General features: G+C 72.9%; 15 protein-coding genes. 4 read left to right on the top strand and 11 right to left on the bottom strand.

Annotation, left to right across the window (positions count from 1 at the left end; translation table 11 throughout):
* Positions 1-97 precede the first annotated feature (97 nt).
* Positions 98-1,243, top strand: coding sequence for an acyltransferase family protein (locus FXF51_RS53805; protein WP_148442615.1), 1,146 nt, complete (start codon positions 98-100; stop codon positions 1,241-1,243).
* On the opposite strand, the gene FXF51_RS53800 is transcribed toward FXF51_RS53805, so the two are convergent.
* From FXF51_RS53800 to FXF51_RS53785, 5 genes are all read right to left on the bottom strand, one after another.
* A complete protein-coding gene (locus tag FXF51_RS53800; RefSeq protein WP_187415071.1) occupies positions 1,170-5,270 on the bottom strand; it encodes an alpha-(1->3)-arabinofuranosyltransferase family protein in 4,101 nt (1,366 codons plus the stop codon). The genes FXF51_RS53805 and FXF51_RS53800 overlap by 74 nt on opposite strands.
* Entirely contained in the window at positions 5,267-6,361 is a 1,095-nt protein-coding gene (locus FXF51_RS53795) for a glycosyltransferase family 4 protein (protein WP_148442613.1), read from the bottom strand. Before FXF51_RS53795 ends, FXF51_RS53800 begins: the two co-directional genes overlap by 4 nt.
* Positions 6,358-7,164: a glycosyltransferase gene (locus FXF51_RS53790; RefSeq protein ID WP_148442612.1), complete on the bottom strand. Its 807-nt coding sequence runs from the start codon at positions 7,162-7,164 to the stop codon at positions 6,358-6,360. The genes FXF51_RS53795 and FXF51_RS53790 overlap by 4 nt, the downstream gene beginning before the upstream one ends.
* 13 nt (positions 7,165-7,177) lie before the next feature.
* The gene (locus FXF51_RS63295) at positions 7,178-7,312 is read right to left on the bottom strand and encodes a hypothetical protein (RefSeq protein WP_262380496.1); all 135 of its coding nucleotides are present in this window, start codon (positions 7,310-7,312) and stop codon (positions 7,178-7,180) included.
* A gap of 110 nt (positions 7,313-7,422) precedes the next feature.
* A complete protein-coding gene (locus FXF51_RS53785) occupies positions 7,423-8,964 on the bottom strand; it encodes a hypothetical protein (protein ID WP_148442611.1) in 1,542 nt (513 codons plus the stop codon).
* A gap of 83 nt (positions 8,965-9,047) precedes the next feature.
* On the opposite strand from FXF51_RS53785, the gene FXF51_RS53780 reads away from it, so the two are divergent.
* Entirely contained in the window at positions 9,048-10,880 is a 1,833-nt protein-coding gene (locus tag FXF51_RS53780; RefSeq protein ID WP_148442610.1) for a hypothetical protein, read from the top strand.
* An 18-nt stretch (positions 10,881-10,898) separates the two neighbouring features.
* Here the strand turns inward: FXF51_RS53780 and FXF51_RS53775 are convergent, their stop codons facing one another.
* Entirely contained in the window at positions 10,899-13,076 is a 2,178-nt protein-coding gene (locus FXF51_RS53775) for an acyl-CoA dehydrogenase (protein ID WP_148442609.1), read from the bottom strand.
* 95 nt (positions 13,077-13,171) lie between these two features.
* Entirely contained in the window at positions 13,172-14,605 is a 1,434-nt protein-coding gene (locus FXF51_RS53770; protein WP_148442608.1) for a hypothetical protein, read from the bottom strand.
* Positions 14,606-14,685: 80 nt separating this feature from the next.
* Here FXF51_RS53770 and FXF51_RS53765 point away from each other — a divergent pair, with 80 nt between their 5' ends.
* Entirely contained in the window at positions 14,686-16,116 is a 1,431-nt protein-coding gene (locus tag FXF51_RS53765; protein ID WP_148442607.1) for an AMP-binding protein, read from the top strand.
* 18 nt (positions 16,117-16,134) lie between these two features.
* Complete coding sequence (locus tag FXF51_RS53760; RefSeq protein ID WP_148442606.1) at positions 16,135-17,217, top strand: S1C family serine protease; 1,083 nt, start codon at positions 16,135-16,137, stop codon at positions 17,215-17,217.
* A 99-nt stretch (positions 17,218-17,316) separates the two neighbouring features.
* Here the strand turns inward: FXF51_RS53760 and FXF51_RS53755 are convergent, their stop codons facing one another.
* The 4 genes from FXF51_RS53755 to FXF51_RS53740 all read right to left on the bottom strand — a co-directional run bounded on the left by FXF51_RS53755 (position 17,317) and on the right by FXF51_RS53740 (position 22,330).
* A complete protein-coding gene (locus FXF51_RS53755) occupies positions 17,317-17,856 on the bottom strand; it encodes an OmpA family protein (protein ID WP_148442605.1) in 540 nt (179 codons plus the stop codon).
* On the bottom strand, positions 17,840-18,484 hold the full coding sequence (locus tag FXF51_RS53750) for a hypothetical protein (protein ID WP_148442604.1): 645 nt from the start codon (positions 18,482-18,484) through the stop codon (positions 17,840-17,842). The genes FXF51_RS53755 and FXF51_RS53750 overlap by 17 nt, the downstream gene beginning before the upstream one ends.
* Positions 18,485-18,558: 74 nt before the next feature.
* Positions 18,559-21,687 carry an AfsR/SARP family transcriptional regulator gene (locus FXF51_RS53745; RefSeq protein WP_262380495.1) on the bottom strand — a complete coding sequence of 1,043 codons (3,129 nt, stop codon included), beginning with the start codon at positions 21,685-21,687 and terminating at the stop codon, positions 18,559-18,561.
* A 49-nt stretch (positions 21,688-21,736) separates the two neighbouring features.
* Positions 21,737-22,330, bottom strand: a complete 594-nt coding sequence (locus FXF51_RS53740; RefSeq protein WP_148442603.1) for a hypothetical protein — start codon at positions 22,328-22,330, stop codon at positions 21,737-21,739.
* Positions 22,331-22,636 lie beyond the last annotated feature (306 nt).

Genomic DNA, 22,636 nt, shown 5'->3' with positions numbered 1-22,636 from the left:
CTGGCGGCCCTACCACCGCAACCAAATCGATAGAAACAAGTTCTATCGTGGTTTCTGCATCGGTGAACGCATCGGCGGACAATGAGTGGGAGCAGCGATGAGGAGCAGGGACGCCGCGCTCGACGGCATCCGCGCGATCGCCGCGCTCGGCGTCTGGCTGCTGCACGTCGGGAGCAACACGGGAGTGATGTACCGCGAGGGCATGCTCCCCTGGATGATGAGCCGCCTGGGCATCGCCGTACCGATCTTCTTCCTCCTGTCGGGCCTGCTCCTGTACCGCCCTTGGGCGCGCGCGGTGATCGAGGATACGGCACGGCCGAAGCCGGCGCGTTACCTGTGGCGCCGAATCATGCGCGTCATGCCGGTCTACTGGCTGGTGACCGCCCTGGCCCTGTGGGCGTGGAGCTCCTTCGACTGGACCGGCTGGCTGAAGTGGATGCTGCTTGCGCAGAACTTCTTCCCCGACGACCCCGCGCCCGACGGCCTCTACCAGATGTGGACGCTGCCCATCGAGATGTCGTTCTACCTGCTGCTGCCGATCATGGCCTGGCTGCTGCACCGCTTCGCGCGCGGCGGCAACCGGCCGGTCCGGCTGCTGGTCGGCATCTCGGTGCTGCCGGTGATCTGCGTGGCCACCGTGGCCGTCGCCCGGCTGTACGAGCTGCCGCAGCTCGCGCTGCTGCTGCCGTACCATCTGGTCTACTTCGCCTGCGGCATGGCCATGGCGGTGCTGTCGGTGTGGATCGGGCACAGCCGCGTGATCGACTCGCTCGCGCCGCAGCTCCTGGTCCTGGCGGGCCTGCTGTACGCGCTGCTCAGCACCGGCCTCGCCGGCCCCCGCACGCTCACCCTGCCGACCCTGTCGCAGTCGCTGTGGCGGATCACCCTGGAGGCGGCGGTGGCGGTGCTCCTGGTGGCCCCGTTCGCGCTGGCCTCCCGCCCGGACTCGGCGCGCAACCGGGTGCTCGGCAACCCCGTCAGCGCCTACCTGGGCCGCATCTCCTACAGCTTCTTCCTCTGGCACGCGCCGGTGATCACGCTGCAACTCAAGCTCACGGGCGCGCAGCCGTTCCAGGGCGACTTCGTCAGCGTGGCGGTGGTGTCGTTCATCGTGACGCTGCTGCTGAGCATCGGCAGCTACCACCTGATCGAGGTCAGCGCGCTCAGGCTCAGTGGACACCGGTCAGCACCTGCTCCGCGGCGGCCGGCTCCGGCTCCGCAGCCGGCCGCGCCGGCTCCGTGACGAGCTGGCCGAACAGCACGCCCACGGCCGCCACGGCGGCGAGCTGCGGTATCTGGTCCATCAGCAGCTCCACGCCCACGCCGTGGTCGCGCAGCACCATGGCCGCGGCCAGCGACGCCGTGGCCGCGCAGAAGACCCCGGCCGCCGCCCAGTGCGCGGGCAGCTTGCGGGCCCGCAGCAGCAGGGTCACCAGCACGGCGGCGAGCACCGCGACCATGCCCTGCCAGCTCGCCACCCAGCCGCCGAACGCCAGCGCGAGCACGACCACGACCGGCGCGCGCGGCCGTGACAGCCGGGAGGCCGAGGCGGCGGCCGTCTCGCGCACGTGCTCGGGCCTCGGCCCGCGCAGCGCCAGCGCGACCAGCGCCAGCAGCGCGATGCCCGCCAGCCCGAGCAGCAGCGCGAGCCGGTAGGGGCGGTCGGGCAGGTACTCGAGCCTGGCGGTGCCCTGGGTGCCCGCGGGCAGCTCCCAGCCCTGCTTCCAGCCGTCGATCCGTACGGGTTTGAGTGTCTTGCCGCCGACCTGTGCCCGCCAGCCGGCGTTGTAGTTCTCGTTGACGACGAGGAAGGAGTCCTTCGGCGCGCTCACCGTGACCTCGCGCGCCGAGGTCGTCCAGGTGCCGCGCGCCGCCGAGCCCGCCACGCCGTCCGGCCGGCGCGGCAGCGTGCCGAGCACGAGCGAGTCGATCGTGTACGGGTCCCACCCGGCCACCCGTACCCGGTTGTCGCCCTCCGCCAGCTCGGCCCTCGAGCAGCCGAGGATCTGCACGGGCCGCTGTTCGAGCAGGTCGGCGTGGGTGCCGGCGACCTTGGTCGGGATGGCCCGGCCGTTCACCTCGATCCGCGGCCCGAGCCCGCAGGCCAGCCTGAGGGGGATGTCGGCGGGCCGGCCCACCGGATCGACCCTGGGTATCACCAGCTCGGTCACCTGCAGCCGCTTGGAGAAGGGCGCGAAGCGGAGCTTGAGCCGGGAGGTGGACATCGCCTTGAAGGTCAGGTTCCCTTGCGGGTCCACCCGGCCGCCGCGCACCTGGCCGCCGTCGCCGCTCACGATCACGTCCAGCGCCTGCTGGTCGCTGCTCGGGCGGCCGATCTGGATGCGGGAGATCTTCCGCTTGCCCTTCCAGGCGATGGTGAGCGTGGGCTCGGTGTCGCCGGACTCCGGGATCCAGGTGGTGGTCGGGTCCGCGTCGAACGCCGACCTGGGCGAGACCACGGCGTCGTCGCTGAGCTGGGAGGAACCGGTCACGGTGGTCAGGTCCGCACGGACGCGGGTGAAGCGGTCGACCAGCTCGGGATCCCTCAGCACGGCCGTTCCCCGCACGTTCGCGGCCTCCTCGGACGCGGCGCTGAAAGTCCGGTCGAACCCGGTCTCCTCGCCCTTCCTGGCCAGCGTCACCTCGTTGCACACCCATCGGGACGGGTTGCGCATGCACGCGGGCCGCTCGTCGAGCCCCCGGTCCATGACGTAGACGTCGCCCTCGCCGGGCAGCCTGACGGTGCGGCCCGCCGCGACGCCCGGGATGGACAGCTCGATGACGCCGATCCGCTGGCCGTAGCTCCACTCGGCGGACGCGGTCGCCACCACCTTGAGCCGCACCCAGGTCGTGGGCCCGTCGGGCACGCGCAGCCGCTGCGGGTCCGTGCCGGCGGTGACGTCCTGGACCAGGCTGCCCGCCTCGGTCTCCACGGCGATCCGCCTGACCGACTGGCCGAGCAGCAGGTCGGGGGCGAACATGACGTCCAGGTACGGCAGCCGCATCCGCCCGGCGAGGTCGATGCGCAGCCACTCGCCCCGCGGGGCCGTGGAGCCGTCGTTCTGCCAGCCGGTCTCGACGTTGCCGTCCATGGCGGCCCACGGGCCGCTGCCGGGGCTGCTGATCCCGGCGATCGCGTACGGGTCGGCGACCGAGGAGGAGGCGCTGATGCCGGCGATGCCGTCGTACTCGGCCACCGCGGTCTCGTCGAGCCAGCCGTCCTCCAGCAGGTCCAGCTCCCTGACCCCGCCGAAGTCCGCCTTCTTGTCGGCCGTCAGCGTGGGCGACCAGTTCGACCTGATCTCGCCGAACGAGCGCTCGCGCAGTCGCAGCGCGTCGCTGACCACGGTGGGGGTCTCGCGCGTGCCCGCGTCGCCGTTCACCAGGACAGGGCCGTCGTTCAGCAGGCCGAGGTCGCCCATCGCGAGCAGCGAGTCGGGCCCGCCGCGCACGGCCAGCGCGTCGGCCGCGGGCTGCACGGAGACCAGGTCGGCGCTGCCGGACACCTCGTACAGGTCGAGCGCGGGGAACGGCGCGTCCACCTGGTTGACCGCGTCGTCGGTCTCCCGGTCGCCGACCACGTCGCCGAACGAGCGCACCTTCCTGATGCCGGGCGACTCGCGCAGCGCCTCGTACATCCTGGACGGCCAGGCGCCCGCGAGGTTCGCCCTGTTCAGGTCGTTCCTGACGAGCAGGTAGCGCACGCCCAGCCGGCGCAGCACGGCCGTCACCCCCGCCGAGCCGTGCCCTGCGGTGAGCCGCTGGTCGACGGCGTCGAGCAGCCTGGTCAGGCCGACGGAGCCGGGCGGCGTGATCTGCCTGGTGGTCCACCGGGCGGTGGACAGGGCCTGCAGCGGCTCGTCCAGCGGGCGGCCCCAGACGTACTCGCCGAACTTGGCGCCCGGCACGACCAGCACGCCGTCGTCGCCGGCGTTGCGGTCGAGCCAGCCGGCCGCCTCCCGCCAGTGGGACGGAATCTGCTGGAAGTCGCCCGGCGCGGCCAGGCCCTGGTTGAAGACGGGCAGCACGAGCGCGACGAAGGCCGCGACGGCGGTCGCGCGCAGCGGGATCCTGGCCCTGACCAGCAGGTGGGCCAGGCCGAAGGCGAGCGCGAGCCGGACGAGGGGGTCGAACTTGCGCAGGTTGCGCAGCGGCGCGAGCGGCCCGTCCAGCAGCCAGCGCACCGGCTCGGCCAGCACCGGCTCCAAGGCACTGGCGTGCCCGGCGACCAGCGCCACCACGCCGACCAGGAACATCGCCACCACGAAGCCCTTGGCGGGCAGGTCGCGGCGCGACAGCCCGGCCAGGCCGAGCGCGGCGATCAGGCCGGTGACCACGATCATGGTGGCCGAGGTGGCGATCGCGAAGCCGGGCGGCTGCTCGAAGACGCCGCTGAGCGGCAGGTAGCGCACCCAGTCGGAGGCGCCGCGCAGCACGTTGGTGAGCGAGGTGACGGCGGTGGTGGTGTCGGCCGTCTCGGTGTACGGCAGGAAGTTGAACGCGTACCGGCCGACGAGCAGCAGCGGCAGCGACCAGAACAGGGTGGCCACCGCGACGGCGCCCGACCACCAGGCCAGCAGCCGCCAGCGCGGCACCGGGTGCGGCCTGGTCACGATGTACAGGACGGGGGCGACGAGCACGGCCAGCACGGCGACCGCGTTGACGCCGCCGCACAGCGCCACCGCCAGCGCCGACCTGATGGCCCCGCGAGCGCGCTGGCCGGTCTCCGAGGCGGTGAGCAGCGGGATGAGGATCCACGGCAGCATCGCGGCGGGCAGCCACTCGATCGAGATCTCGCCGAGGATCGACAGCGTGCGCGGAGCCAGCGCGTACGCCAGCGCGCCCACGATCCTGGTGCCCGGCGTGCCGATGCCGAGCTGCCGGCCCAGCCGCTCCACGCCGAGGAAGGCCACGCACATCAGCAGCGTCAGCCAGAGCCGCTGCGTCACCCACGGCGCGACGCCGGCCAGGTCGCCGAGCGCGAAGAACGGCCCCATCGGGAAGACGTAGCCGGCGACCTGGTTCTGGAGCTGGCCGAAGTGTTGCAGGTCCCACAGGTGGGCGGCGCGTTCGAGCCAGCCGATCGGGTTGAGCGCCAGGTCCATCTTGGTGTCGGAGATGAGCTGGCCCGGCTTGGTGGTGAACGCGAGCAGGGCGAAGCCGAGGCAGCACAGCAGCAGCCACAGGCGGCGCCTGGCGGGCTCCCCCACCGGCCGGCCCGCGCCCGTGCGCCGCCCGGCCACCAGTTTGTCCGTCGGGAGGAGGGTCACCGCTCCTCCCAGCCGGGGCCGGGGTCGCGGCCGTGGAGCAGCGCGAGGAGGCGTTCGGCGCTGCGGTCCCAGGAGAACCGCCCGGCCCATTCCCGACATTTCACGGTATAAGTGTGGTCCAGCTCGTCGAGTGCCACGGCAAGGCCCTTGGCCAGCTCCATCCCTTCCGGAAGGAGCCAGCCCGTCTCCCCGTGCCGTACGGCGTCGCGCAGCCCGTCCACGTCGAAGGCCACCGTCGGCACGCCGAGGGCGGCGGCCTCCAGCACGCTCAGCCCCCACCCCTCGCCCTGCGAAGCGCTCACGTGCAGCCACGCCTGCGCGACGAGGCGCGCCTTGTCCTCCTCCGGCAGGTACCCGTGCAGGGTCACGCCCTCGGGCAGCCGGGCCCGCAGCGCCGCCTCCTCCGGCCCCCGGCCGACGATGTCCACGACCAGGCCGGGCCGGTGCCTGCGCAGCTCGGGGACGGCGTCGAGCAGCAGGTGCACCCGCTTGTGCGCGACGAGCCGCCCGAGGCAGACGAGCCGGGGAACGGGGCTCTTCGGGAAATCTCCGTCCTGAGCGACGCTGACCCCGTTCGGCACGATGTGCACGGGGCCGCGCCAGGCGAGCCGCTCCCGCATGGCCCGCACCGTGGACGGCGAGACCGCCACGCTCGCGTGCCGCCGGTAGCTCCACCGCGACGCGGGGCCCTCCAGGAACCGGCCGAACGCCGCCAGCCAGCCCGGCATGTGCACGCCGAACTGCCGGTCGTGCACGTGGTGCACCACGCACAGCACGCGGGTGCGCCGCCGCACCACCCAGGGGGTGAAGAACGGGATGCCGTTCTGGCAGTCGAGCACCGCTTCGAAGCGGCCCCCGTACAGCAGCAGCCAGCCCAGAACCAGCGGATAGACGGTGAAGACCCCGCCCATCCGCACGAAGCGCACCCCGTCCACGCTGTCGCGCCTGCTCTGCCCGGGCGCCCGCGCCGTGACGTAGCACACCTGGTGACCCGCCCGCGCGAAGCGGCGGGCCACCTCCCAGGCGAACGTCTCGGCGCCGCCGGCCTGGGGGTGCCAGGGGTCACGCCAGTTGACGACAGCGATTCTCACGGATATCCGACGGGGTCGAGCGGCGGTTCCCAGGCCGGATGCGCGGCGGCGGGCCGCGGCCGGGCGTGCAGCCGCACCCAGATCCGGCCCAGCTCAAGCACGATGCCGAACGTGTGCCTGGCCGGGGAGAACCGCGAGCCCGGCATGTCGCGCCAGCGCACGGGGATCTCCCGCACCGTCGAGCCGCGCTCGACGCAGCGCGCGAGCAGCTCGACGTCGAACGCGAAGCCGGGGGTGCGCAGCCGCGCGGCGGTCTCGCGGGCCAGCACGCCGTCGAAGAACTTGAAGCCGCACTGGGTGTCGCTGACGCCGTGGACGAGCGCGCCCGCGAGCGCGCGGAAGCCGAACGCGCCCAGCTCGCGCACCTTGCTGTGCCGGTTCTCGACGTGCGAGCCGCCGTGCGCCCTGGAGCCGATCACCACGCGCTCACCGGACAGCAGCAGCCCGAGCGCCACGTCGATGGCGTCGAGGTCGGTGGCCATGTCGGCGTCGCAGAAGCCGACGAAGGGCGCGCTGGTGCCGAGCAGCCCGGCACGGACGGCGGCCCCCTTGCCGGGGATCGCGCACTGGACGAGGCGGACGGGCACGGGGCCGCGCGGCCAGCTCTTGACGATCTCGGCCGTGCGATCGGTGCTGTTGTTGTCCACGACGATGACTGAGGTGGGGAACGGCATTCGGGCAAGCTTCGCGCACAGCTGCAGGAGCCCCCCGGGAAGTCGGCGTTCCTCGTTGTGGGCCGGAACGACGATCTCAAGCAGTGGTGGCCGGCTCGCCCTCTCGTCCCCTTGCGGAGAGGGTGGCATGTTCGGCTCGGTCTTACCGGTCGCCGTAGTTGTAGAGCGGCTGGTTGACCGGCGTGGCGGTGGCGCCGGTGAAGGTGACGGTGGTGACCGTCATCACGAGTGCCGCAACGGCGACGCCGATCATCGCTGCTAAGAGGATCTTGATCACGGGGTTCCTCCCTGAGCGGACAGTGGTGCGGGCGTCCCTAAACCTAGAACCAATTCTTGCTACTCGGAAGTAGCTAGACGAAATCTTAACAAAGACGCTGATCAGCGTACCTATTCGGACGGAACCCGCGCGACCGGCCCGTCAAATCGATACAACCGCAGGTCACCGGTATCGACCAGGACCCTCGCACTCCGTAGCCACTGACCGAACCGCTCCCGCTCTTCACCTGTCCCCGCGTCGACTATCACGTAGCGAAAACCCGCACCAGGCAGGTCAGGCGAAGGCCCTTCTAGTACCTGTTCTAGCGCCTGGACGCGCGGATCCTCGCTCTCCACGACCATGCCGCCCACCCGCACGGCGTCGTTGGACACCACCCGCCGCCCCGCCGTCGCGAAGAAGCGCTGCGCCGGGTCCAGCACCGCCCGCCCGCCGTTCCACGGGAACTGCCGGTACGCCTCGAACGGCAGCACCAGCACGTCGCCCGCCTCCGGATCGCGCCCGATGACCTCCCGCGCCGCCGTCCAGCTCGCCGGATAGGACACCGCCCCCAGCCGCCCCAGCGACCCCCACGCCATGGTCGGCAGCACCGCCACCGGCACCAGCACCAGCGCGGCCACCCAGGCCCGCTCGCGGGCGACCCGCCCGGCCAGCAGCCCCAGCCCCAGCGCCGCCACCAGGGCCAGCGGCGCCACGAACTGCTGGGCGTCCCTGAACACCGCGAACCCGCCCCACACCTCCACCACGACCCACCTGAACGCCGCCCGGCCCGGCTCGCTCACCCCCACGCAGGCCACGGCCAGCCCGATGCCCGCCGCCACGGCCAGCCGCCGCTTGTACGGGACCTCCGAGCGCAGGAAGACGGCCACCCCGACGAGCACGAGCGCCAGCCTGGCCACCGCCCCCGCGACGCTCTCGTACCCGAGGGGAACCGCGTACCTGTTCCAGATCCCGCCCAGCGACAGCAGGCTCCCGACCGCTCCGAAGGGCGTGTCGGCCCTGGCCGCGAACGCGTCCACCCCTACGGGATCACCGTCGATGCCCTCGGGGCGCAGCGCCGTCGGGATCAGCCACGGGAGGCTGAACAGCGCCAGCACCGCAACCACGCGCACCACGACGGCTCGCCGCGCCATGGGAAGCGCCGTGAGAGCCGTGACCGTCATCGCCGCGAACCCGCCGACGGCCGCCGGCAACACCGACAGCGCGATCCGGCGTCCTGACCAGACCGCCCGGACCACCCACGGCAGCCCTGCGTAGCCCAGCAGCAGCGCCCACTGCCCGATCAGCAGCCGCTCGGCCACGTACGGGTTCCACACGTAGCACGCCCCCGCCACCAGCCTCGGCCCCAGCGACTCCGACGGCAGCAGCAGCGCCGCCCCCGAGCAGCCCAGCACGAAGATCCCCAGCAGGATCGCCTTCTGCACCAGCTCGGCGGGCAGCGCCTGCGCCAGCGCGGTCACCACGGCGTCGCTCGGCACCACCCGCGCCGCCCCGCCCGCCAGCCCGAACGTGAACCGCGAGAACGCCGGGTCCGGCACGAACACCATGTCCTGAAGCAGCGTGAAGCCCCATCCGAGAGCCGGCCCGAGCGCCAGGCAGCCGAGCGCCAGCCCGAGAAGGGCGGCGGCGAGCCCGGCTCGGGCGGTGTACGGCATCCCGCAATGACATCACAACCCTGAAACGACCCATTCCACTGATCACCTTGCCGTGGTTACCCTTCGCCCGGGAGGCAGGGGGCATGTTTTCCACACAGGGGATGCGTTTCAGGGGCGGCGACGCGGTGCTCGCCGCCGGACTCGTCATGGTCGCGGTACAGCTCGTCTGGAAGTACGGCCTGGTCAGCAGGACGTACTTCCGCCAGGACGACTTCATGTTCATCGCCAGGGGGCTGGAGAACCCGCTGTCCTGGGACTACCTCATGCGCATCGACTTCGGCCACCTGATGCCGGGGGCGTTCGCGATCCAGTGGGCGATGGGGCGGCTCGGCGTCTACAACGACGTGCTGGCGCACACCGTCACGATCAGCCTCCAGGCGGCGGCCGGGCTGGCGCTGCTGCGGCTGCTGCGGGTGCTGTTCGGGACGCGCCCGGCCATCCTCGTCCCGCTCGGCTTCGCCCTGCTGACGCCGATGACGGTGCCGGGGCTGTCGTGGTGGGCGGTGGTGGCCGAGACGCTGCCGTTCCAGATCGCGCTGCCGATGGCGCTGGCCTCGCACGTGCACTACACCCGCACCGGACGCTTCAGGCACGCGCTCGCGGCGGCGGCGTGGACCGTGCTCGGGATGGTGTTCTTCGTCAAGGCGCCGTTCATCCCGGTGCTGGCGCTCGTGCTGACGGTCGGCTGGCTCGGCGGCGCGGGCGCGCTGCGGCGGCTGTGGCGGGGCTGGCTGCTGTACCTGGCCGTGCTGGTGCCGTACGCGGTGGTGTTCTTCCGTCAGCTCTTCACCTCCGTGCAGCTCACGAACGAAACCTTCAGCCCCGAACTGCCCAGCGCCGAGGTGGCGCTGAAGTCGGCGTGGACGCTGCTGACCGGCTCGCTCATCCCCACGTCGCTGGGCGGCCCCTGGCGGTGGCAGCCGATCGGCGAGGACTACGCGCTGGCCGCCACCCCGCCCGCGCTCATGTGGGTGAGCGGGCTGGCCGCGGTGGCCGCCGTGGCCGTGTCCGTGTGGTGGCGGCGGCGGGCCTGGCTCGCGTGGGCGACGCTGCTGGGCTACTTCCTGCTGGCGGACGTGGTGCCGATCATGCTGGGGCGGGTGGAGGTGCTCGGTCCCGATCTGAGCGGGTTCGAGCTGCGGTACATCTCGTCCACCGCCGTCCTGGTGACCGTGGTGATCGGGCTGGCCTTCATCCCGGTCGAGGGCGAGCAGCGGCCCTGGCTGCGGCCCGCGCCCCGGTTCACCTGGTGGTGGGTGCCGGTGGCGCTGGCGTTCGCGGCGAGCTCGGTGTGGTCGGTGGCCGCCTACGCCGACCGGCCGCTCGGGCGCAACGTCAAGAGCTACGTGACGACCGGCGCGCAGGCGCTGGCGCGCGTCCCGGCGGGCACGGTCGTGCTCGACACGCACGTGCCGGAGAACGTGGCCTTCGCGGCGTTCTTCTACGACTACGCCCGCCACTCCAAGGTGCTCGGCAGCACCGCGCCGCACCTGATCACCTGGACCGAGCGGCTGGCTGGGCCGGTGCCCGATCCGCTGATCTTCGACCCGCGGGGACGGCTCCGGCCGGTGCGCGTCGACGGCGTCACCGTCCCGTCGAAGGACTCCTGCACGCCGGTCGGCGAGCAGGAGGTGATCTTCCGGCTGCCCGCGCCGATCGCGCCCGGCGAGCACACCGTCCAGATCTCCTACCTGAACGGCGCCCCGACCATGCTGAACGTGCGCCTCGGGCTCGCGCACAGCACGGTGCCCGCGGGCAAGGACCTGGGCAGGACGTTCGCGCCGATCACCGGGGGCGGCACGGAGCTGGCCGTCCGGGCGATCGGCGCGGGTTCCTGCGTCGGCGAGATCAGGATCGGGACCCCCGTCCCCTCCGACACCGGCGCCCCCGTCCCGCCGCAGCCACTGGCCGGTTAGGGACGGAGGCGTGCGGCCCTACTTGCCGGGCTCCGGGTCCCTGGGCAGGCCCAGCATGCGCTCACCGATGATGTTGAGCTGCACCTCGGTCGTGCCGCCGTAGATGGTCATCGCCCGGGTGGCGAGCACCGCCCTGTTCCAGTAACCGGCGTCGCCGAGCTTCATGTCGGCGGCCGTCACGGCAGCCGCCCCGAGCAGCTCCACCGCCATCTCGGACACGTGCTGGGCGTGCGAGGTGGACAGCAGCTTCCGCACGGACGCGTCCGCGCCCGGCTCGGACCCGGCGAGCTGCTTGAGCGTCACCCGCAGCGACAGCGCGTTGATCGAGTGGCCCTCGCAGACCACCTCGGCCACCTGCCGCGCCTCGACCGGCGTGAGCTCCCGCCCAAGCCGCCCGGCCAGCCCGAGCAGATCGGGCACCGACGCGCCGGTGCCGCCCGAACCGGACGACAGCGAGACGCGCTCGTTGGACAGCGTGTTGCGGGCCACCTTCCAGCCCTCGCCGACCTCGCCCACGACCAGGTCGTCCGGCACGAAGACGTCGTCCAGGAAGACCTCGTTGAACAGGTTCTCGCCGGTCATCTCGGTCAGCGGCCTGACGGTGACGCCGGGGGCCTTCATGTCGACCAGGAAGTACGTGATGCCCTCGTGCTTGGAGCCCTCGCTGGAGTTGCGGGCGATGCAGATGCCCCACTCGGCCACGTGGGCGACGGACGTCCAGATCTTCTGGCCGTTGAGCTTCCAGCCGCCCTCGACCTGCTCCGCCTTCATCTGCAGCGAGGCCAGGTCGGAGCCGGCGCCCGGCTCGGAGAAGAGCTGGCACCAAATCATCTCGCCGCTGAGCGTCTTGGGCAGGAAGCGCTGCTGCTGCTCGGGCGTCCCGTACGCGGCGATCGACGGCACCACCCAGGCGCCGATGATCATGGCGGGCAGGCGCACCTTGGCGGCCTTGAGCTCCTGCGCGATCAGCACCTGCTCCAGCGGCTTGGCGTCGCGGCCCCACGGCTTGGGCAGGTGCGACATCACGAACCCCTGGCCGGCCAGGGCCCGCTTCTGCTCCTTGCCCTCCAGCTTCGCGATCTCCGCGATCTCGCCGCGGATCGACTCGCGCAGCTCCTCCGCGCCCTCGGGCAGGTCGATCTCCATCTCGCGGGCGACGCCCTGCAGCGACAGCTCGGTCACCGTCGCGGCCCACTCGGCCGACGAGCCGAGCAGGGCGCGCAGGGTGAGCGCGCGGCGGTAGTACAGGTGCACGTCGTGCTCGAAGGTGTAGCCGATGCCGCCGAAGGTCTGGATGGCGTCCTTGGCACACTGCACGGCGGCGTCCGGCGCCATCACCCCGGCGACGGCGGCGGCGAAGCGCAGCTCCTGACCCTCGGCGCGGGTGGCGTCCCACACGGTGGCGCGGGCCTGCTCCAGCGCGACGAGCATCCGCGACAGCTTGTGCTTGATGCCCTGGAACTGGCCGATCGGGCGGCCGAACTGGACGCGTACCTTGGCGTACTCGGCGGCGGCCGTCACGCACCACGAGGCCAGGCCCGCCGCCTCGGCGCCGAGCAGGATCGCGGCCAGGTCGCGCACGTCGGAGGTCTCGACGCCCTCCAGGACGCCCTCGGCGGGGACGACCACCTCCGACAGCTCGACCTTGGCGACCGGCCTGGTCAGGTCGAGCGACTTGATCTCGGTGACGGTGGCGGAGGAGGCGTCGACGAGCACCCACTCCTCACCCTCGGGGGTGGCGACCGGCAGCACCAGCGAGTCGGCCAGCGAGCCGCCGAGCACGGGCTCGGCGGTGCCGGAGACGACCAGCGAGCCGTCGTCGCGGCGGGTGGCGGTCAGCGAGCCGGTCAGCGCGACGGCGGCGGTCAGCGTGCCGTCCACGAACGACTCCAGGTGCTCGGGGCGCTTGGAGGCGTTGATCACCGCGCCGGCCAGCACCGTCGGCACGAACGGCCCCGGCGCCATGCGCTCGGCCAGCGCCTCGACGGCCACGGCCGCCTCCAGGAGGCCGTAGCCGGAGCCGCCGTACTCCTCGGGCACGTGCAGGCCGAGCAGCCCCTGCTCGGCGAGGCCAGGCCAGAACGCGGGACGGCCTTCCGTCCCGGCGCGCAGCAGCTCCGAGGGGATGTTCCGCTCGGCCCAGCCGCTCACCGACTCACGGAGCGCCTCGTGCTCCTCGCTCAACCCGATAGCCATTGCTCATCCTCCAGCCAGGTCCGAGTCATGCCCAGAATCATATTCTAGAGCATGCTTCTGGCATATCGCTCGCGAGCATCAGCTTTCTGGCGGTCCTACAACGGCCGAACCTGCTCCACCAGAGTGTTCAGGTCGCGCCAGCGCGTCTTGTTCGTCTCGGGGATCGAGGCCATCAGCATCGCGGGCTTCGTCTTGCCCACCTCGATCACCGTCACCATGGCCTGAGCCTCCTGCTCCTTGCCGCCGAAGGTGTAGGAGACCTTGTAGCCGAGCGTCCACCCCTTGCCGACCGGGATCTTCTTCGAGGCGGTCCACTCGTCGAGCTTCGCGCCCGCCGGGTACTGCGTGCGGATCGTCCACCGCGCCGCCTGCGTCGCGATCTCCCGGTAGTCGGCGTTCGAGGAGGGCTTCGTCTCCGGCGAATCGCCCGGGTACATCGCGGAGGCGATCACCGTGTGCGGCACCGCGACCTTGCCGATGCGCTGCGCGATCGAGAACGGCGGGAACGACTTCGCCTTCCACGGCGAGGCCAGCCTCGGGTAGGTGATGCCGCTCGTCTTGTCGGTGATCGTGCCGGTGACCAGGGACGCCGTGCCGGACAGCGTCGCGTACTTCTTCGAGTCGGGCACCGGAGGCAGCACGATCGGGGTCTCGGTGGGGGTCGGGCTGGTGGACACCGTGGGGGTCGCCGACACGGACGGCACCGGGGCGACCGGGACCACCTGCTCGGACGACTGCTGGTTGGCGGGGACGTCGCCGCGGAACACGACGAACACCAGGAGGACGGCCAGGACCGTGCCGAGGATGGCGCCCACCAGGTAGACGGCCTTGATCGGGATGTCGCCGAAACGGCGGGCCCTGGGGGGGGGGGGGGGGGCTGGGACGGAGGGGAGGGGCTGCATGTACTGCTGCTGCGGCGGCTGCCCCAACCGCAACCCCGGCCCCTGACCTGGACCTTGCATCGGCCCCGGCCCCTGCACCGGCCCCGGCCCTGGCCCCTGCACCGGCCCCGGCCCCGGCCCGTACACGGGACCCGGCCCTTGCCCAGGCCCGACGCCCGGCCCTTGCCCGAGGCGGCCCGTGTTGGGCCCTTGCCCAGGCCCCTGCCCGGCCCCTTGACCTCCGCCGGGCGCGCCCGCCGGGCCGGGGGCCGGCGGCGGGGCGGAGGGCCCGCTCGGCGGCTGCCGCTTCGGAGCCTGGCCCGGCACCGGAGCGACCATCTTGCCCGGCGACTTGTCGGGCACCTTGCCGGACGACTTCTCAGGCGCCTTCTCGGGGGTCTTCTCAGACGTCTTCTCAGGAGCCTTGTCGGCAGCCTTGTCAGCCTTGCCGGGCGACGGAGCAGGCGACGCAGCGGGCGACGAGGCGGGCGTCTCCCCCTCGGCCTCACCAGGCGCCTTCACCGGCCCGGACGCCCCAGGAACGGCCGACCGCGAGATCCTGACCGTCTCTTCCGCGGGCAGGACGACCTTGCGGAACGGGGTGGTGGGTGAATCATAGGTGCGCCTGCGCTCGCCGTCGTCCGCCATGGCCTTGAGGTTACGTCACGACGGAGCGGGATAATTCCTCTATTCCCCCAGCAGAATCTAATTCTGTAAGGTCTGCCAACATGAGGGGTTTCTACGAGATCGCCGCCAACGACCCTGAACGCCCCGCCCTCCTCGGCGACGAGGGCATCTCCTACGGACGCTTGCTCGACCGCGTCAACCGTGCCTCCCACGGCCTGACCTCGCGCGGAGTCGCACCGGGCGACTGCGTGGTGACCGTGCTGAAGAACGGCGCCGACGCCCTGACCATGATGCTGGCCACGTACCAGATCGGCGCCTACCTCGTCCCTGTCAACTGGCACTTCACCGCCGAGGAGATCGACTACATCATCGGCGACTGCGGCGCCAAGGCAGTGGTCGCGCCGGACGCCCTCACGGTGGACGAGCTCGCGTCCGGCCAGCCCGGCACCCCGCCGGAGCACCGGCGGGCCGGCTCGATGATGCTCTACACCTCGGGCACCACCGGACGGCCGAAGGGAGTGCGCCGGCGGCTGCTGGACCTGACACCGGAGGAGCTGTACCCGATCCTGATGCGCAAGAGCTGGAAGCACTTCGGGCTGCCGATGGGCGGGGTGCACCTGGTGTGCTCACAGCTCTACCACTCGGCGCCGTACGGGCAGGCGATGATGGCGCTGCAGTTCGGGCACTCGATCGTGGCGCCGGAGCGGTTCGAGGCCGCGGCGGCGCTGGAGCTGATCGAGCGGTATCGGGTGACGAACGCGTTCATGGTGCCCACGATGTTCCACCGGCTGCTGGCGGTGCCGGACCGGGAGTCGTACGACCTGTCGTCCCTCACGCACCTCTTCCACGGGGCGGCGCCGTGCCCGCCGGTCACCAAGCAGGCGATGATCGACTGGCTCGGGCCGGTGGTCTGGGAGTACTACGGCTCCACGGAGGCGGCCGTGGCCACCATGGTCTCCTCGCAGGAGTGGCTGGCCAGGCCGGGGACGGTGGGCAAGGCGCTGGAGGGCATGACGTTCACGATCGTAGACGAGGACGGCCGCGAGGTCCCGCCCGGCTCGCCGGGGCTGGTCTACATCGGCGGGATCAACCGTTTCGAGTACCACGGCGACCCGGACAAGACGGCCGCCGCGATGCGCGGGCGCGACTACACGCCGGGCGACATCGGCTACCTGGACGACGACGGCTACCTGTTCCTGCTGGACCGCCGGACCGACCTGATCATCTCCGGCGGGGTCAACATCTACCCGGCCGAGATCGAGGCGGCGCTGCTCGAACACCCCTCCGTGTCCGACGTGGCGGTGATCGGCGTGCCCGATCCCGAGTGGGGGCAGAAGGTGGTGGCGCTCGTCCAGCCGGTGGCGGGCGTGTCCGGCGGGGAGGACCTCACGGCGGAGCTGCTGCGGCACTGCGTGCCCCGGCTGGCCAGGCTCAAGCACCCCCGGCTGATCGAGTACAGGGAGTCACTGCCGCGCACGCCGACGGGCAAGCTGAGCCGGAGGAATGTCCGGGAAACGTATCTTTCGAGCTGAGATGGGCAGGATCTCCCTATGAGGGAGATCGTCGCGGGACTGGCCGCCGCAGCCGTACTGGTCGCCGGCTGCGGGCCACCTCCCACGTCCACAGGCACCGTCAGCCCGTCCGCGCCCTCCCCCACCGCGGCCACCACCACTTCGGCCACCCCTTCGCCCACCATGACGCCGGAGGCGTTGGAGGCCGCGTACGAAAAGGTCATCTCGGACGTCCTGCCATCCATCGTGCAGATCACCACGAAGGCCGGGCTCGGGTCCGGCATCGTCCTCGACACCCAGGGCCACATCGTCACCAACGCGCACGTGGTGGGACAGGCCACGCAGATGACCGTGACCATCGCCACCGGCGGCGCGGCCCGATCGGCCAAACTGGTCAAGTCGTTCCCGGCCGGGGACCTGGCCGTGATCAAGGTGGACAGACCCGACGGGCTCAAGCCGGCCCGCTTCGGCGACTCCTCGAAGCTCCGGGTCGGGCAGATCGTGCTGGCCATGGGCAACCCGCTGGGGCTGTCCGGCAGCGTCACGAACGGCATCGTCTCCGCGCTCGGCCGCACGGTCACCGAACCGCAGAACCCGGACTCGCCGGGCGCCACGATCGCCGGCGCCATCCAGACCTCCGCCGCCATCAACCCGGGCAACAGCGGCGGCGCGCTCGTGGACCTGTCGGGACAGGTGATCGGCATCCCGACGCTCGCGGCCACCGACCCGGCCCTGGGCGGCGGCGCCGCGCCGGGCATCGGCTTCGCGATCCCGAGCAACACGGCCACGGACATCGCCCGCCAGATCGTCAAGTACGGCAAGGTCACCAACAGCCACCGGGCCGCCCTCGGCATCCGCGGCAGCACGGTCATCGGCTCCGACGGGCAGCCGAGCGGGGTGGGCGTGGCCGGCGTCGAGCAGGGCGGGGGCGCCGAGAAGGCCGGCATCCGCGCGGGCGACGTGATCGTGTCGATCAACGGCAAGGACACGCCGACGATGGCCAGCCTGGCCGAGACCATCACCACCCTCAAGCCGGGCGACCGCGCCCGGGTGGAGGTGATCCGCTCCACCGGCCGCACCGAGACCGTCCCCGTGACACTGGGGCAACTGGCGGGCGAGTAGCCGTCCCACCAGCCGTCCCACCAGCCGGCCCGGCGGCCGGCGAGCGGTGGCGAGCAGCCGCGTGACCGGTGCTCGAACGTCCGGCCAGGTGCGGCGGGGTCAGCCCTTCGCGGTGAAGACGATCTCGACGCGCCGGTTCTTCGCCCGGTTCTCCGCCACGGGCTTCCCGTCGATCACGTTGGGCACCTTGGGCCGGCTCTCGCCGTACCCGCGCGCCTCCAGCGTCACGCCCGCCGGCAGCAGCAGCCGCACCTCCGCCTCGACGGCCTGCGCCCGCCGCCGCGACAGCGTCACGTTGTACGCGTCCGCGCCCTGGTCGTCGGTGTGCCCCTCGACCTTGACCACCCCGCCGGCCCCCTCGGCCGCCACCTTCGCGGCCACCTTGGCCAGCCGCTGTCTGGCCTTGGCGGTGAGCCGCCACTTGTCCACAGCGAACAGCACGTCGCTGGTCACCGCCACCGTCACCTGCTGCCCGACCTTGCTCTCGCTCTCGGCGCCGTCCATGGACTCGACCTCGCCGACGATGTCCTCGACGGGCAGCACGAGGTCCTCGACGGCGCCGGTGGCGTTCGCGGGCGGGCTGGGAGCAGGGGTCGGCGACAGGACGAGCGCCAGCGCGACGCTAAGAGATCGGAACATCGGTGAACACGCCGAACATCGGCATCTCAACGTTGATCTTCGTGACGTCCGCCGGCGGGGCCGCGAACACCGCGTACAGCGTGGACGCCTCCTCCGGCTCCAGGAACTGCCCCTGCGTGCCGGAGCAGACGCACTCCGCCTCCTCGCCGGTGCCGTTGCGCGCCACCCGGTACCGCTTGGCGTTGACCGGGTCGATCAGCGAGACGGTCGAGACCGTGAAGTCCAGCGGGCCCGCGCCCATGCCGTTGTGCAGGTTGACCTTGCCCTCCGTGGCGGTGACCGTCCAGTTGAGGCTGAGGACGCGGCCCTGGCGCTTGAGCGCGGTGATGTCCACCCGCGCCTTGCCGTACATGTCGCCCGCGCCGACCTTGACCTCGCGGCTGGCGATCACCCCGGCGTCCTGCGGCGGCGCACTGCGCCCCGGTGTCTGCTCCTGCCCTTCCTGAGCCGATGCCGGTGCCGATTCCTGAGCCGATTCCTGGGCCGATTCCGGAGCCGCGGAGGCGCTCTGGCCTTCCACCGCGGCCTGCGACTGGCGCTCCTCGCCGCCTCCACCCTGCTGCCCCGGCATCATGCCGCAGCCCGCCAGCGCGAACGCCGCCACAGCCAGCGCGAACGTCTTCCGCATCACCTGGTCACCTTCGTACTCGGGAAACGTGGCACTCACCCTAGGGAGGCGACCTTCAGGATTCGCATAGTGCGCTATATGCGCCGACCACGCCGCCTGCCGGCCTCCAGCGCGAGCCTGTCGGCCTCGGCCTTGACCTCTTCCTCACCAAGACGGTCAAACTCTTCCATACCACGCATAAGTGTCTCAACCGCCTCATCGAGATCGCCCAGCTCCAGGCCCGCCCTCACCAGTGCCAGCCGGGCCCGCGCGGCGCTCCTGCGGTCGCCGTACGCGGTGAACGTCTCCAGCGCCGCCCGCGCCGCCTCCGCCGCCCGCGCCGGCGCTCCCGCCGCCTCCTCGATCCCGGCCAGGACGAGCAGCGCGACCGCCTCAGGAAGCCGGTCACCGAGGCGGCGGTTGACGCCCAGCCGCCGCCGCGCGCAGTCCCGGGCCTCTGCGTGGCGGCCGGCGGCCAGGTGCAGGCGCGCCAGGTCGAGCAGCGCCTCCGCCTCGCCGCGCAGGTCTCCCAGCTCCTGGTACGCGGCCAGGCTGCCGTTCAGTGCGGCCTCGTCCTCGCGCAGGGAGCCGAGCGCCCGCAACGCGTCGGCCCTGCCCCGGCGATCACCCGCCTCCTCGAACACCCGCAACGCCCGCACGAACGCCCGCTCCGCCTCCATCACCTGCGACACCCGCCTCCCCCCGCCCGGCCTTTCGAGCCCCTCGGACGAGCGGCCAGCCAGGCCCGCCGTCTCCCCGTCCGCTGCCGCCAGTGCCTGGACCAGGCCCAGCCGGAGGGTGATCCTGGCCAGCTCCAGCCCTTCCACCAGCGGCTGGGCCGCCCGCAACGCCGCGGCCGCCGCGTCCGTGCGGCCCTCCGCCCGGTGCAGGTCGGCCAGGCCGCGAAGCAGCAGCGCCTCGCCGTGCCGGTGCCCCGCCGCCCTGGCCGCGTCCAGACCGGTCGCCGTGGTCGCATGCCAGTCGTCGTGGTGGGCGCCCAACTCGAACAGCGGGGTCAGGTAGAAGGCCAGCCGCCACGCGGGCTCGTACAGGCCGGCCCGGTAGAAGTCCTCGACCACCGCCACCAGGAACCGGCGCTCGGCGCTCAGCCAGCGCGCCTCCCGCCGCAACCACCCCGTCTCCAGACCGGTGCCAGAGCCCAGGGGAACAAGGGCCTGAGTGCGGCTCGGGCCTGGCTCTGCCGGAAGGAGGGCCTGGGTGCGGCCAGTGCCGGGCTCCGCGGGCAGAAGGGCCTGGGTGCGGCCAGTGCCGGGCTCCGCGGGCAGGAGGGCCTCGCGGGCGTGGCGCGTCCGTTCCAGGATCTCGCCCGCCACGGCCCCCAGCACACCCCGAGCCCCGCCATCCTCCCCGGCCAGCCGTTCCGCGGCGTACAGCCGGGTCAGGTCATGCCACCCGTACCGTTCCTGCCCCGCCTCGTCCAGCCCGCGCGACTGCAGCAACCCGGCCTCCACCAGCGGCTCCAGGTCCGCCCCGAGCACCCAGGGCGCGAAGTCGGGCGCGGACAGCGCGCCGAGCCCGCGCAGCAGCCGCCGCTCGGGTTCCGGCAGCCCCCGGTACCCCAGGGCGAGGCTGCCCCGGACGGCGAGATCGCCCGCGCTGAGCTCGTCGAGCCGCCGCCGCTCGTCGCCGAGCCGCCCCGCCAGGTGGCCGAGCGTCCAGCCCGGCTTCCTGGCCAGCCGGGATCCGGCGATCCGCAGGGCCAGGGGCAGGTGACCGCAGAGCCGGACGATGCGCAGGGCGGCCTCGGGCTCCGCACGTACCCGGTCGGCTCCGGCGACGCCGCCGAGCAGCGCCACGGCCTCGTCCTCGCCGAGCAGACCCAGCTCGTACGCCCGCGCCGCCTCCAGCCCTGCCAGCGGCGACCGGCTGGTCACCAGGGTGAGACTGCCTGGCCCGGTAGGGAGCAGGGGGCGCACCTGGGACTCGTCGGCGGCGTCGTCCAGCAGGACGAGCAGGCGCCTGCGGGCCGTCATGCTGCGATACAGCCGCACCCGGTCGTCGAGCGCGGGCGGCACCGCGCCGTCGGGGCAGCCGAGCGAACGCAGCAGATCCTCCAGCACGGCACCGGACGGGCGGGCGCCGAGCGCGGCGTAGAGGCGGCCGTCGGGCAGGTCCAGCGCGGCGGCGGCGTGCACGGCGACGGCCGACTTGCCGCAGCCGGGCGGGCCGTGCAGCACCAGGTGGACGGGGGCCTGGGCACGTTCGGCGGCGGTGCGGGCGATCCAGTCGAGCACCGGCCGCCGCCCCGCGAAGTCCGAAATATCGGGCGGCAGCTCGTTGACCGGCTCCGCCACCACCGCATCGCCACCGGTCCCGTCCTGCACGCGCCGGCGCGCGGCCCCCGGCTGGTCGTCGAGCGGGTGCCAGTTCGCGGCCCTCGGCTGGTCGTCGAGCGCGCGACGGTGCGCGACCACCCGCTCGGACCGGGGCTCCAGCCCCGGCTGATCGTCGAGCACGCGCCGGTGGGCGGCCACCAGCTCGGCCCCCGGCTCCAGCCCCAGCTCCTCGACCAGCGTCCGCCGCACCTCCTGGTACGCGCCCAACGCCTCCGACCTGCGCCCCGCCTGATGCAGCGCCTCGATGAGCCGCACCCAGGCACGTTCACGCAACGGATGGGCCCCGACGAGCGCCCGCAGCTCCCCCACCACCTCGGCGCCCCGCCCCAGCCGCAGGTCTAGTTCGACCCGCTCCTCCAGCGCGGTCAGCCGCAATTCCTCCAGCGGCACCCCGTACGCCCGCCGCAGCACCGACGACTCGACGTCGGCCAGCGCGCCCGGCCCCCGCCACAACCCCAGCGCCGCCCTGAACCCGTCGGCCGCCTCCGCCACCCGCCCGGCCTCCCTGACCTGCCTGGCCTGCGCGACCAGCCGTTCGAAGCGGTGGCAATCCACGTCGTCGCGCTCCACGTCGAGCAGGTAACCGCCGGGCACGGTGCGGATGCCGCCGACGGCCTTGCGCAGGGCGCTGACGTACACGCGCAGCACCGACTCGGCAGAGGCGGGCGGCCGGTCGTCCCAGACGGCGGACATCAGCCGCTCCACCGGCACCGGCTCGCGGGCCGACAGCAGCAGCGCGGCCAGCAACGTCCGGTGCTTGGCCGGGCCCGGAGGCGGGCCGCCGTCGACGCGCAGCGGGCCGAGCACGCCGAAGCGCACGCTCACCGGCTCCCCGACCTCACCGGCGAGCCACCGAACGGGCCGCAACTCCTCGAAGTCACCGGCGGGCCGCCGATCGGACCGTGGCTCGTCGGCTTCACGTGCCGGCCGCCGGTCGGGCGGCGAAGGACTCGAAGTGGACGCGGGCCTGCCGGGTGGCGCTGGACGCCGCGTGCACGCCCGCCTCGCCAGGTCCGTACGGGGCGTCGGCGTCGGACACCTCGGCGACCAGGCTCTCGTCCAGCCACATCCGCAGGGTCACCTTGCTCCCGCTCTGACCGCATTCCGCGACGACGCGCCGGGTGCCCTTGCCCGGTGCGTCCGCCGGGCCGTACAGGGCCTTGCTTCCGGCGCCGCGCTTGGTGATCGAAACCTTGCCCGCGCCGCTCACCGCGAACTCGTAGCGGTCTCCGGAGCTCGCCGAGCCGTGGCACCACACCCCGTACTCTCCCTCGCCCTCCTCCAGGGTGGCCTTCGTGCTGACCACCACGCCGTTCTCCGGCTCCCGGACGGGCGCCGACTTCCACAGCCGCCAGCCCGGCTCGACGGTCAGCTCGTAGCCGGCGCCGTCCAGGCGCGCGCTGCCGGCGTCGGACGTGCCCACGGCCCACCCGTCCGCGAACCCGGCTTCGTACGGCCAGGTCTGGGCTGTCAGCCCGGGCAGGGTCGCGGCGGCGACGGCGAGGACCACCGCGGCACTCCCGGCCACCGCCGCCCACGGCCACCACCTCCGCCGCCGACCCGGCACAACAGGCGCGAGGGGTGCCGCTGAAGACCCAGCGGGCAAGGCGGGCGCGGGCGGGCCGGGCGTGCTGGGGGCGGGCGTGGGCAGAGCGGGCGCGGGTGGGGCGGGCGCGGGGGGGGCGGGCGCGGGTGGGGGGGGGGGGGGGGGGGGGGGGGGCGGGTGGGGCGGGCGTGGGCGGGGCGGGCGCGGGGGGGGTGGGGGGGGGGGGGGGGGGGGGGGGGGGGGGGCGGCGTTCACCGCGGCGGTGGCGGT

The organism is Nonomuraea sp. PA05, from assembly GCF_008086045.1.
Classification (GTDB): Bacteria; Actinomycetota; Actinomycetes; order Streptosporangiales; family Streptosporangiaceae; genus Nonomuraea; species Nonomuraea monospora.
Note: the sequence above shows the minus strand (reverse complement) of the source record. Positions and strands in the feature narration are given on the sequence as shown.